Source organism: Streptomyces rectiviolaceus, assembly GCF_039533825.1.
Taxonomy (GTDB): Bacteria; Actinomycetota; Actinomycetes; order Streptomycetales; family Streptomycetaceae; genus Streptomyces; species Streptomyces rectiviolaceus.
Map to the genome: position 1 here is coordinate 1 of NZ_BAAAUG010000012.1, position 12218 is coordinate 12218.

Genomic DNA, 12218 nt, shown 5'->3' on the forward strand with positions numbered 1-12218 from the left:
CGCGGCGGGCGCCGACGCCGCGCTCGGGCTGCCCTGGGAGGAGGCAGCGAGGGTGCAGGAGTGGTGCCGTACGGGGCCTGCGCATCTCGGCGGTTCCCACCCGGAGCTGGGCGGTCTGCTGCGCTCCCATGTCGCGCGGCGGCGCGCCCGTCCCGGCGCGGACCTGCTCTCGGTGCTGTGCGGCGCCCGGGTGGACGGGCATGCGCTCTCCGACGAGACCGTCACCGGTCTTGCCGGGACGCTCCTCACCGGCGGCGGCGAGGCCACCGCGCTCGCGCTGGCCTCCTTCCTCGCCAATCTCCTCGACCACCCCGCCCAGTTGGAACTCGTGCGCGCCCGCCCGGGGCTGATACCCGGCGCCTGGGCGGAGTCCCTGCGCCGTGACCCGCCCACCCACGTCGTACTGCGCCGGGCGACCGCGCCGATCGCCCTGGGCGGCACCACGCTGCCCACGGGAGCCGTCGTGGCCTGCCTCGTCGGCTCGGCGGGGCGCGATCCGTTCCGCTTCGCCGACCCCGACCGCTTCGACATCTTCCGCGCGGACCCGGCGCACCTCGCGTTCGGCGCGGGACGGCACTTCTGCCCGGCCGCCACCCTGGCCGGGCTCGCCGCCGAGTGCGGCCTGCGGGCGCTGCTCGATGTCATGCCGGGCCTGCGCTGGGCGCCCGGCTTCAGGTCCGCGCCCCAGGGGCTCATGGCGCGTGCGCCACGCCGGCTACTCGTCCGCCCCTGTTGAGGCCTCAGCTCAGGCTGTTTCCTCCGGCCCTGTGGAGACCCGCTCCAGAAGCACCACCGGCAGCTCCCCGAACAGCTCCTCCACGCGCGCGTGCCCGGTGAACTCCCGCCCCCGAGTGAGCAGATCCGCCCACCGCCCCTCCGGAAGCACCAGTTCCGTCGAGTCCCAGCCGTCCGCGTCGGCCAGCCGCAAGGAGAGCCGGGTCACCGCCGTGATCACCTCTCCGGAGCGCGTGAAGGCCACGCAGTGCGCCGCGCCGGGGCCCCGCGCCGCCAGCGGTTCGTACGTCGCCGCGCCGCCGAACAGCTCCGGGCGCCGCCTGCGCAGCCGCAGCGCGGTCGCGGTAAGCGCCAGCTTCTCCTCGGAGAGGTCCCAGCGGTCACGGTGCTGCTCCAGGTACTCCAGGACATGCGGCTGGAACCGCACGGGCCGCCGGTTGTCCGGGTCCACCAGGGCCCGGTACTCGCCCTCCGTCCCCTGGTAGAGGTCGGGAACCCCGGGCATCGTCAGCTGGAGCAGCGTGGCCCCGAGGATGTTCGCGCGCACATGGGGCCGCAGCCCGTCCGCGAACTCCGCCACGGTGTAGAGCGGCGGCCCGCAGGGGCCCGCCTCCACGAACGCCGTCACCGCCTTCTCGTACGCCTCGTTCGGCTCGGTCCAGCTGGTGTGCAGGCCCGCCTCGCGCACATGCTTGAGCAGGGCCTTCTGCAGCCGTTCGTCGTAGGGGAAGCCGAAGCCGACGGCCGTCTGCCAGGCCGCCCACGCCAGTTGGGGATCCGGCGCGCAGGTGCCGCCCAAGCGCGCGGTCTGCTCGGTCACGTCGACCAGGAGGTCGGCCCACCGCTCCGGGCACTGCGTGAGCACGGCGATGCCCGCCCGCACGTCGGCGCTGCGCTTCGTGTCGTGCGTGGTCAGCACCGTCCCCGCGTACGGCCAGTCGCGCTGCACGCGCGCGCAGTACGCGTGAAACGCCTCCGGAGCCACCGCGGAACGCTCGGGAGAGCCACCCACCTCGGCCGCCGACAGGAGCGGCGCGTGCCGGTAGAACGCCGTGTCCTCGACCGCCTTGGCCCGCAGCGCCGACGAGGTCTGCGCGAACCGCGCGCGGAAGCCGTCGAGCGCGGGCCCCGAACTCAGCCGCCCGAGCACCAGGTCCCGTACGACATCGACCGCCTCGGCCTCCTCCCGCACCGCGAAGGCCGCCTTCGCCTCGTCGGCGGCCCGCACCGTGAGGACCGAAGCCGGTTCGGCGCCCCCGGAGACGTACGGCCGGTAGACGGGAACCCGCACGAGCAGCTCAAGGAGCGCGGTGCGCAGCGCCCACGGCGCGTGGTCGCGCAGCGCGGGGTCCGCGGCGCAGAGCGCGGTCGCCTCGCGCGTGAGGCGGTCGGTCTCGGCGGCGAGCTCATGGGTGAGCACCTTGTACGCGGCGCGCCGCACCGTCGCGTCCCAGTCGCCGCCCCGGTCCACCTCGGGCGCGGTGAACCTCCGGTACTGACCGAGGAGCTCGCCCGCCCCCGCCGGGTCCGTGAAGAGGCCGTCGAGGTGGCGCAGCGCGTCGTATCCGGTGGTGCCCGCGACGGGCCACGCGGCGGGCAGCTGCTCCCCGTCGGCGAGGATCTTCTCGACGACCGTCCAGCGCCCGCGCGTGGCCTCCTGGAGCCGCTGGAGGTACGCCCCCGGATCCGCGAGCCCGTCGGGGTGGTCGATCCGCAGCCCTTCCACGACCCCTTCCCGGAGCAGTTCGAGGATCTTCGCGTGCGTCGCGTCGAACACCTCCGGGTCCTCGACGCGCACCCCGATGAGATCCGAAATGGTGAAGAACCGCCGGTAGTTGAGCTCCGTACGGGCAAGGCGCCACCAAGCGAGCCGGTACCACTGGGCGTCGAGGAGCTGGGGCAACGGCAGCTCCCCGGTGCCGTCACGGAGGGGAAACGCGTGCTCGTGGTAGCGCAGTACGTCCCCGTCGACCCGCAGGCGCTCCAGCTCGTCCCCGACGCCCCGCCCGAGCACCGGAAGCAGCACCTGCCCGCCGCCCGCGTCCCAGTCGATGTCGAACCAGCGCGCGTACGGCGATCCGGGGCCCTCCCGCAGCACCTCCCAGAGGGCGTGGTTGTGGCGCGGTACCGCCGCCATGTGGTTCGGCACGATGTCCACCACGAGGCCGAGACCGTGCGCCCGCGCGGTGCGCGAAAGGGCCCGCAGCCCCTCCTCGCCGCCCAGCTCGTCACGCACGCGCGCGTGGTCCACGACGTCGTAGCCGTGCGTGGACCCCGGAACGGCCTCGAGCACCGGCGACAGATGCAGGTGCGAGACTCCCAGCGATGCCAGGTACGGGACGGCCGCTTCGGCGGCATCGAAGGGAAACTCCGGCTGGAGCTGCAGCCGGTAGGTGGCGGTGGGCGGCGGCGGAACCGCGGGTTCTGAGCGCTCAGGCGTCATGCGAACGTACGTACCCGCCTGGCGGGCTTTCGTGCCATCGACTCATGCTTCTGGGCGTCAGGGTGTCGCTAGCTTCGGACGATGGCTGCAAAAGCACAGGTCGTACGCGACGAGCAACGGGAGGACCGGGGCGCACCCGGACTCCTGGAGACCTACCGGGAAGTGATCGGGCACACCGGAGCGCTCCTTCCGCTGATCTCGTTCCTCGGCAGGCTCCCCGTGGCCATGATCCAGTTCGGCAGTGTCCTGCTGGTCACCGAGACCAGCGGATCGCTCGCCACGGGCGGCGTGGTCGCCTGCGCGCTCGCGCTCGGCCAGGTGACCATGGGCCCGCTCGTCGGCCGCCTCGCCGACCGGCGCGGCCAGCGCCCCGTCGTCCTCGGCTTCTCGCTGCTCAACGCCGTGGCGATCGCGGTGTACACCCTCGGCGCCCTCATCGAGCTGCCCACGCCCGCGCTGATCGTCCTCGCCGTGCTCGCCGGCGCGAGCATCCCGGGGATCGGCCCGCTGGCCCGCGCACGCGCCGTCCCGCTGGTCCGCGGGGCGGGCGGTGACGATCGCACGGTCAATACCGTGCTGTCCCTGGAGAGCACCATGGACGAACTGTCCTTCGTGCTCGGCCCCGCCCTGGTGGGCCTCGCGGCCGTCGCGGGCCACCCGGCGTACGCCTGTACGGCGGCCGCGCTCCTGGTCGCAGTCTGCGGCTCCGGCTTCGCGCTGCACCCCACGGGCCGGACGGTGCGGGCGACACAGGCAGCGGGGGAGCCACGCCCGCGCGCCGGCCGGCAGCGGCTCCCGCGCGCGGTCGTCGTCGTACGCGTCGGGCTCGTCTTCGTCGGCGTCCTGCTCGGCGCCTGTGGAGCGGGCATCACGGCCCTCACCGAGGAGTTGGGGCAGCCGGGCCAGGCGGGCCTCGTCTATGCCGCCATGGGCGTCATGAGCGCCGTCGTGGGGCTCTCCATGGCCGCGCTGCCCGAGCGCTTCGGCCTGTACGCGCGCTGGCGCGTGGCGACGGCCGCCGCGGCGGTGCTCTCGCTGCCGCTGGTGTGGACGGACAGCATGACGGGCCTGTACCTCGTGGTGACCGTGTTCGGCGCCGTCTACGCCCCGAACCTGATCACCGGCTTCGCGCTCACCGAGCGCTCCTGTCCGCCGCAGCGGCTCGCCGAAGGGATGACGTTCGCCGCGAGCGCCTTCGTCGGCGGCCAGGCGGTCACGCTCGCCGTGGCGGGACGCCTGGCCGAGTCCTACGGCCCCGGAGCGGCGTTCGCGCTCGGCATCGCGGCCGCGGCCGTCGCGTTCCTGGTCGCGCTCGTCGCCCGCCCGCAGGCGGACGACAGCGCGAACGCCACCCCCGTGGTCACGCGGGGCGCTGCAGGACGGTGAGGCTCCGGTCGGCGAGCGTCAGGCGCTCACCGGCCCGCGCCTTCGGCCCCGTGTCCGGCGGCACACCGTCCGCCCGCGCGGTGTCCACGACCACCTGCCACTGGCGGCCGTGGTTGACCGGGACCACGAACTCCAGCGGCTGCGCCGACGCGTTGAACATCAGCAGGAACGAGTCGTCGGCGATCCGCTCGCCGCGCGTGCCCGGCTCGGAGATCGCGTTGCCGTTCAGGAACACCGTCAGCGCCCGTGCCTGCGACGCGTCCCAGTCCTCCTGCGTCATCTCCTCGCCCTCCGGCGTGAACCAGGCGATGTCGGACAGCTCGTCGTGCGTGCCCTCGACCGGGCGGCCGTGGAAGAACCGCCTCCTGCGGAAGACCGGGTGATCGCGTCGCAGCCACGCCATCGCGCGCGTGAACTCAAGCTGGGTGCTCTCGCCCTGGGGCCAGCGCACCCAGGCGACCTCGTTGTCCTGGCAGTAGGCGTTGTTGTTGCCCCCTTGCGTGCGGGCGAACTCGTCGCCGTGGCTGAGCATCGGCACGCCCTGGGAGAGCATCAGCGTCGCGATGAAGTTGCGCATCTGCCGCTCGCGCAGCTCCAGGACGTCCGGGTCGTCCGTCTCGCCCTCGGTGCCGCAGTTCCAGGAGCGGTTGTGGCTCTCGCCGTCCTGGTTGTTCTCGCCGTTGTCCTCGTTGTGCTTGTCGTTGTACGAGACGAGGTCGTGCAGCGTGAAACCGTCGTGGCAGGTGGTGAAGTTGATCGACGCCAAGGGGCGCCGCCCGTCGTCCTGGTAGAGGTCGGACGACCCGGTGAGCCGGGAGGCGAACTCCGCCAGGGTGCGCGGTTCACCCCGCCACATGTCGCGCACCGTGTCGCGGTACATGCCGTTCCACTCGGTCCACAGCGGCGGGAAGTTGCCGACCTGATAGCCGCCCTCACCGACGTCCCACGGCTCGGCGATCAGCTTCACCTGGCTCACCACGGGGTCCTGCTGCACGAGGTCGAAGAACGACGACAGGCGGTCCACCTCGTGGAACTGCCGGGCGAGCGTGGCCGCGAGATCGAAGCGGAAGCCGTCCACGTGCATGTCCGTGACCCAGTGCCGCAGCGAGTCCATGATCATCTGAAGCACGTGCGGCGACCGCATCAGGAGCGAGTTGCCGGTCCCCGTGGTGTCCATGTAGTAGCGGGGATCGTCCGTCAGGCGGTAGTACGAGGCGTTGTCCAGCCCCTTGTACGAGAGCGTCGGGCCCAGGTGGTTGCCCTCGGCCGTGTGGTTGTAGACGACGTCGAGGATCACCTCGATGCCCGCTTCGTGCAGCGCCTTCACCGCCTGCTTGAACTCCAGTACCTGCTCGCCCCGGTCGCCCCAGGAGGCGTACGCGTTGTGGGGCGCGAAGAAGCCGATCGTGTTGTAGCCCCAGTAGTTGTTCAGACCCATGTCGACCAGACGGTGGTCGTTCACGAACTGGTGCACCGGCATCAGCTCAAGGGCGGTCACTCCCAGTTGCGTGAGGTGATCGATGACCGCCGGATGCGCGAGCGCGGCGTACGAACCACGCAACTCCGCGGGAAGATCCGGGTGCCGCATGGTCAGGCCCTTCACGTGGGCCTCGTAGAGCACGGTCTCGTTGTACGGGGTGCGGGGCGGCCGGTCGTCGCCCCAGTCGAAGTATGGATTGACCACCACGGAGGTCATCATGTGCGGCGCCGAGTCCATGTCGTTGCGCTTGTCCGGGGCGCCGAAGCGGTAGCCGTACACCTCCTCGCCCCAGTCGATCCGGCCGCTGACCGCGCGGGCGTACGGATCGAGCAGCAGCTTCGCCGAGTTGCAGCGGTGCCCCTGCGCGGGGGCGTACGGGCCGTGCACACGGAAGCCGTACCGCTGGCCCGGCATCACGCCGGGCAGGTACGCGTGGAGCACGAACGCGTCGGACTCACGCAGCTCGACGGCGGTCTCCGAGCCGTCGTCGTGCAACAAGCAGAGCTCTACGCGGTCGGCGGCCTCGGAGAAGACCGCGAAGTTCGTGCCGGCGCCGTCGTACGTGGCACCGAGTGGATACGCCTGCCCTGGCCACACCTGCATGCATACGACTCTTCCACTACCGCCCCCTCGGCCCGGGGTCACTTTGGTCAGAGTCTCCCCGAAAGTGGGGCAACCACGCGGGAGTTGAACCCGTCTAACCGACCGACCACATACTCGGTATGCCCCTTCTTGGGGCTCGTGGGGGAAAAGGGGAGTAAGTGAGAGAGCTAGTCAGACGCAACCTGGGCAAGGTGGTGGCGGGCGCGGCAGTAGCGGTGGCCGCCGCCGCGGTGCTGGTGGGCGTCACACTGCCGGGGGGTGGCGGGTCGGGGGACCGCCAGGCCAACGCGGCGGCCGCGAAGCAGAACGCCATCGCGAAGGACGGCGTCGTGGAGGCCGCGCCCGACGAGGGCGAGAAGGGCATAGGCAGCGACCCGCTGACCGACGCGGAGATCGAGCGCGCGGAGAAGGCCTCGGTGTCGGGCGCCCTGCGCTCGAGCGCCAGGGACGTCGAGGGCGACCGCGGCCCGCAGCTCCTTTCGACGAACCTCAGCGAGCCGGACCCCGGTGCCGCGGGTGACGCGGCCCCGCGCAGCGCGGAAGTCGTCTACTACGACTACAAGAAGGACGCGGTCATCACCAAGACGGTCAACGTGGAGACCGGCAAGGTGGAGGACACGAACACCGCGCAGAACGTCCAGCCGCCGCCCAGTCAGGAAGAGCTCGCCGAGGGCGCACAGCTGCTGATCGCCGACCCGCTCGGCAAGGGCCTGAAGCAGGACTTCAAGCACGCCACGGGCAAGGCGCTGACCGGCCCGGGACAGCTGCAGCTGAGCGGCATGGTCTTCCGCAAGGAGACCGTCGAGCGCGTGCCGTCCGACCTCACCGAGTGCGGCAAGCACCGGTGCCTCCAGGTCGTCACCAAGGTCAAGAACGGTCCGTGGATCGACACCCGGTCCCTCGTCGTCGACCTGAGCACCCGCTCCGTGGGCCGCCTCGGCTGATTTCGGCCGCTCGCGCACGACACCACACTTCTGCTTCTCCTCGTACGAGGGAGTTCACACCGCAATGCACGTCAACAGACTTTCGCGCGCCCGCAAACGGGCCACCATGGCCCTCGCGGTCTCCGCGCTGATCGGCGGCGCCGTCACCGTCGCCTCGCCCGCATCGGCCGCACCCAAGGCGCCGAGCGCCCCCGCGGCGGCGGCCGACTGCAGTGACGCCTACAAGATCGAGCAGACCGTCGACGGCGGCACGACCTGGCGCATGTGCTGGCACTACAACAGCCTTTCCGGCCTGATCCTCGACAAGATCAGCTACCAGCCCAAGGGTGAGGCGAAGCCGATACCCGTCCTGACCAGCGCCCGGCTCGCGCAGGTCCACGTCCCCTACGACGACGGCGAGGCCGAGTACGACGACGTCACCGGCACCGACTTCGGCCAGGCCCTGCAGAACCTGAACCCCGGCGAGTGCCCCGGCGGCACCATCAAGACCGTGAAGGTCCCGCAGCGCGGCAACGTGAAGGGGCTGTGCACCACCACGCGCGCGCGTGGGCACGCGTACCGCCTCAACGACGACGAGAGCACGGGCGGCACCGGCAAGGTCTACACGGGCCAGGGCAAGGACCTGCTCGTCTACACCGTGAACAAGGCCTCCTGGTACGAGTACATCACCGAGTGGCGGTTCTCGTCGGACGGCACCATCACCTCCCAGGTCGGCGCGACCGGCAGCCTCTCGCCGTTCGACTACGACGGTGGCGACAGCCAAGGCTGGCCCATCGGCAAGGGCGACCAGGCCAAGGCCGAGAGCCACGCCCACAACGTCTTCTGGCGGCTCAACTTCGGCCTTGACGGCTCCCCGAAGGCCAAGGTCGAGCAGTACGACTCCAAGGTGACCCCGCCCGCAGGACAGGGCAGCCCCACCACGAAGACCACCCGCACCAAGGTCGCCAAGGAGCTCGCCGGCGACAGCAAGGCCATGCGCTGGTGGCGCGTGGTCAGCGGGGCCGGCAAGAACAAGGACGGCCACCCCCGTTCCTACGAGATCGTGCCCGGGGCCAGCAGCAAGCACGCCGGACGCCCCTTCACCAAGCACGACGTGTACTTCACCGAGTACAAGAAGTGCGAGCAGTACGCGAGCAACAACCCGGGATGCCCCGACGGCACACCGGACAGCGTCGACAAGTGGGTGAACGACCAGCCCCTCACGCACCCGATCACCTGGGTCAACATCGGCTTCCACCACATCGCCCGTGACGAGGACCAGCAGCCGATGCCGGTCCACTGGCAGGGCTTCTCGCTGGCCGCGCGCGACGTGACCGCTATGAGCCCGCTCACTCCGCAGGACCTTGCCGGACAGAACGGCCAGCCGCCGCTGGGTCGTTGAGAATCCACCCTTGCCATCCGGCTGCACCGCCCGCCGCTCCCGGAGTACCCTTCCTTGATCGTTGAACGGGGGAGTGCTCGGGGGAGCGGAAGGGGTGCGCTGGGTGAGCTCGGGAGGGCGGGAACTGCCCCCTGGTGACGAGGGTCACGAGGGGAGTTCCGCGGATGGCCCGCCCGGAGCGGTGTCCCTGGCGCGGCCGATGGAGATGGGATCTCAGATCGGACCCGAACTGGACTGGGGCGCCGAGGCCTGGCGCGAGGTGAGCACGCGTGCTCAGCGCGCCGGGCGGGCCTACATCTGGCTGAATCTCGTGGAGCAGCGGCTGCGCGCGGTCGTGGCCGCTGTTCTGCGCCCCATCTACGAACCCGTCCACGCCGACGACTGGGTGGTCGCCGCCGCAGGACCCGCCGGGCAGGAGTGGGTCCAGCGGGCCGTCGCCGTACGCGAAGTGAGCCGCCGCAAGGGCTACTTGCTCGACCCGGCGGACGACAACGTCCTGAGCTTCCTCACGCTGCCCCAGCTCCGCGAGCTGATGGTGCAGCACTGGCCGTGCTTCGAGCCGTACTTCGACGACCGCAGGGACGTCGAACTCGCCCTGGACGAGCTGGAAGTGACCCGCAACGTCGTGTCGCGCAACCGTGCCCTGTCCACGGCCGTGCTCGCCCAGGCGGAGCGCGCGTCGGCCAAGCTCCTGGACATACTCGGCACGGGCACCGACACGCCGTCCGCGCGCCGGTTGCCCGTCGACGCCGTCGAGTCCCTGGTCGGCGACCGGTACGCCGACGTGGTGGGCGTCCACTCGGACCGCGTGCGGCTCCTGCGGCAGTTCCCTGCCGAGGACATCTTCGGCGGGGCCCGCCGCCTCGACGCGATCGGGATAGGGCTGAACCTCCTGGTCCAGAACTTCTCCGGACGGCGTCTGGTCCGCCTCGCCGAGTCCGGCTGCCGGGTGCGGCTGCTCTTCCTCAACCCGGCGAGCAGCGCGGTCAAGCGCAGAGAGCGTGAACTGGGCCTGAAGCGGGGCGAGCTGAGCCGCAGCGTCGAGATGAACATCCTGCACATGCGCCGGGTGCGGGCCCGGCTCCGCGATCCGGGCGCCTTCGAGATCCAGGTCTTCGACGAGACGCCGCGCTTCACCGCGTATCTGGTCGACGGGGACGGCCCGGACGGCATCGCGGTCGTCCAGTCGTATCTGCGCAGGACGCGGGGGATGGAGGCGCCGGTGCTGGTGCTGCGCGGTGGCCGCCGGGTGGTGAAGGCGGACGAGCCGGACGAGAGCGGACTCTTCGAGACGTACCGGGAGGAGTTCGAACTGGCCTGGGCGGACTCGCGGCCCGTGTCCTGAGCCCGTCTCCCGGGCCCGTCTCCTGGCGCGTCTCCGGGCTCTTCTCCTGAGCCGCCACGGGCGGTAAGCGGAACGCGGGCCTCGGATTGTCAGTGGCGCGTGGGATCGTGGTGGTCAATGGGGGAAAGCACCACAGAGAAGGGGGCGGCCATGGGCTGGCACCGGGAGCTGCTGATCGGTTTCGACCTGGAGACGACCGGGACGGACCCGCGCGAGGCGCGCATCGTCACGGGCGCGGTGATCGAGGTCAGGGCCGGCGAGACGCTGGGCCGCAGGGAGTGGCTCGCCGACCCGGGGGTCGAGATCCCGGCGGAGGCCGTGGCGGTGCACGGCATCTCGAACGAACGGGCCGCGGCGGACGGCAGGCCGGCCGCGGAGGTCGCCGACGCGATAGCGGCCGTGCTCGTCTCGTACTGGCAGTCGGGCGTCCCGGTCGTCGCGTACAACGCGACCTTCGACCTGACCCTGCTCTCCGCCGAGTTGCGCAGGCACGGCCTGCCGTCCCTGCGCGAGCGCCTGGGCGGCGCGGAACCGGCCCCGGTCATCGACCCGTACACCATCGACCGCTCCGTCGAGCGCTACCGCAAGGGCAAGCGGAACCTCGACGCGGTCTGCACCGAGTACGGCGTGCGCCTGGAGTCGGCCCACGACGCCACGTCGGACGCCCTGGCCGCGGCCCGTCTCGCCACCGCCATAGCCGACCGCCACCCCAAGCTGGCCGCCTTCGGTCCGGCGGAGCTGCACCGCCGTCAGATCGAGTGGTACGCGCAGTGGGCGGCGGACTTCCAGGAGTTCCTGCGGAAGAAGGGCGAGACGGACGCGGTGATCGACGGCACGTGGCCCCTCCGGGAGGAGTTCAGCGCGTCCGGCGTCTGAGGAGGGCAGGGGCCTCGGTGGGGCCCGGGGGACAGCTCAGGTGGCGGGGGACAGCCCAAGTGGCGGGGGACGGCTCAGAACGGATACCACCGCACGGCCGGATCCCCGTCCCGCAGTGACGCCACCCGACGGCGGAACTCGGCCAGGGCCTTGGGGTTGGTGGGCGCGTGCTGGGAGACCCAGGCGCAACTGGCCGTCTCCCGGGCCCCGCGGAGCACCGCGCAGCCATCCCACTCCCGCACGTCCCAGCCGTACTCCGCGACGAACCCGTCGTACGCCTCGGTCGGCAGTCCGTACCGATCCCGCGAGAGCGCCATCACCACGAGATCGTGCTCCCGCAGATCGGCGGAGAAGGTCTCCAGGTCGACCAGAACCGGACCGTCCGCGCCCACCAGGACGTTCCGGGGGAGGGCGTCGCCATGGATGGGGCCGGGAGCAAGGTGGGGGGTGAGTGCCGATGCCGCCGCCTCGAACCCGTCCCTGCGCTCCCGCAGATAGTCCGCGTCCTCGACATCGATCGCGTCCCCGGCGAGCCGCAGCCACCGCTCGACCCCACCGAGCAGTTCACGCCGGGGCAGTTCGAACTCGGGAGCGGGAAGCGCGTGCACAAGCCGCAGCAGTGCGGCGAGGTCATGCGGCTCGGCCGGCCGCACGGCCTGCGGCAGCCGGTGCCACACCGTCACCGGATGACCGTCCACGATCCGGGGCTCGTCCTCGGCCGCCCGCACCGCCGGCACCCCTGACTCCTCCAGCCACCGCGCGACCCGCAACTCCCGCCGCGCACGGTCGAGAAGCTCGGGCGCCGCACGCCCGACCTTGACCACCGATCCGCCACTGCCGAACACTGCGTTCTCGCCCAGCGCGAGCAGCGCCGCGTCCCGCTCGAGACCCGCAGCGCTCAGTACGTCCCGTGCTCGCGCCTCGTCCATCCATTGCCTCCCGCACCGCTCGCTACGGCCGCCACGTTCGCCGTCACAGTCTCCCATTCGCACAGGCCAAGCGGCTGCGAGGCCTGCGTAGCTGCT

At 71.6% G+C, this 12218-nt stretch carries 9 protein-coding genes; 6 read left to right on the forward strand and 3 right to left on the reverse strand.

Annotated elements, in window-relative coordinates; all coding sequences use genetic code 11:
* Window positions 1-736, forward strand: a 736-nt coding sequence (locus tag ABD378_RS02355) for a cytochrome P450 (RefSeq protein WP_344518591.1), incomplete at its 5' end; no start/stop codon positions are given.
* A gap of 9 nt (window positions 737-745) precedes the next feature.
* Here ABD378_RS02355 and treY read toward each other — a convergent pair.
* Window positions 746-3178, reverse strand: a complete 2433-nt coding sequence (gene treY / locus ABD378_RS02360) for a malto-oligosyltrehalose synthase (RefSeq protein ID WP_344518592.1) — start codon at window positions 3176-3178, stop codon at window positions 746-748.
* Between the two features lie 81 nt (window positions 3179-3259).
* On the opposite strand from treY, the gene ABD378_RS02365 reads away from it, so the two are divergent.
* A complete protein-coding gene (locus tag ABD378_RS02365) occupies window positions 3260-4564 on the forward strand; it encodes an MFS transporter (protein ID WP_344518593.1) in 1305 nt (434 codons plus the stop codon).
* On the opposite strand, the gene glgX is transcribed toward ABD378_RS02365, so the two are convergent.
* Complete coding sequence (glgX, locus tag ABD378_RS02370) at window positions 4539-6647, reverse strand: glycogen debranching protein GlgX (RefSeq protein ID WP_344518594.1); 2109 nt, start codon at window positions 6645-6647, stop codon at window positions 4539-4541. The genes ABD378_RS02365 and glgX overlap by 26 nt on opposite strands.
* A gap of 158 nt (window positions 6648-6805) precedes the next feature.
* Here glgX and ABD378_RS02375 point away from each other — a divergent pair, with 158 nt between their 5' ends.
* The 4 genes from ABD378_RS02375 to ABD378_RS02390 all read left to right on the forward strand — a co-directional run bounded on the left by ABD378_RS02375 (window position 6806) and on the right by ABD378_RS02390 (window position 11193).
* Entirely contained in the window at window positions 6806-7591 is a 786-nt protein-coding gene (locus tag ABD378_RS02375) for a Tat pathway signal sequence domain protein (protein ID WP_344518596.1), read from the forward strand.
* A 64-nt stretch (window positions 7592-7655) separates the two neighbouring features.
* Window positions 7656-8972 carry a copper amine oxidase gene (locus tag ABD378_RS02380; protein WP_344518598.1) on the forward strand — a complete coding sequence of 439 codons (1317 nt, stop codon included), beginning with the start codon at window positions 7656-7658 and terminating at the stop codon, window positions 8970-8972.
* 103 nt (window positions 8973-9075) lie between these two features.
* The gene (locus ABD378_RS02385) at window positions 9076-10317 is read left to right on the forward strand and encodes an SAV2148 family HEPN domain-containing protein (protein ID WP_344518599.1); all 1242 of its coding nucleotides are present in this window, start codon (window positions 9076-9078) and stop codon (window positions 10315-10317) included.
* A gap of 150 nt (window positions 10318-10467) precedes the next feature.
* Window positions 10468-11193 carry a 3'-5' exonuclease gene (locus tag ABD378_RS02390; protein WP_344518661.1) on the forward strand — a complete coding sequence of 242 codons (726 nt, stop codon included), beginning with the start codon at window positions 10468-10470 and terminating at the stop codon, window positions 11191-11193.
* 74 nt (window positions 11194-11267) lie between these two features.
* Here ABD378_RS02390 and ABD378_RS02395 read toward each other — a convergent pair whose 3' ends face one another.
* On the reverse strand, window positions 11268-12122 hold the full coding sequence (locus tag ABD378_RS02395; protein ID WP_344518600.1) for a phosphotransferase enzyme family protein: 855 nt from the start codon (window positions 12120-12122) through the stop codon (window positions 11268-11270).
* Between the last annotated feature and the right edge of the window lie 96 nt (window positions 12123-12218).

Bases quoted from the DNA above. Each gene is read 5' to 3' on its own strand.
- glgX (WP_344518594.1), bottom strand. From the start codon at position 6,647: ATGCAGGTGTGGCCAGGGCAGGCGTATCCACTCGGTGCCACGTACGAC.
- ABD378_RS02390 (WP_344518661.1), top strand. From the start codon at position 10,468: ATGGGCTGGCACCGGGAGCTGCTGATCGGTTTCGACCTGGAGACGACC.
- ABD378_RS02365 (WP_344518593.1), top strand. From the start codon at position 3,260: ATGGCTGCAAAAGCACAGGTCGTACGCGACGAGCAACGGGAGGACCGG.
- ABD378_RS02380 (WP_344518598.1), top strand. From the start codon at position 7,656: ATGCACGTCAACAGACTTTCGCGCGCCCGCAAACGGGCCACCATGGCC.
- treY (WP_344518592.1), bottom strand. From the start codon at position 3,178: ATGACGCCTGAGCGCTCAGAACCCGCGGTTCCGCCGCCGCCCACCGCC.
- ABD378_RS02395 (WP_344518600.1), bottom strand. From the start codon at position 12,122: ATGGACGAGGCGCGAGCACGGGACGTACTGAGCGCTGCGGGTCTCGAG.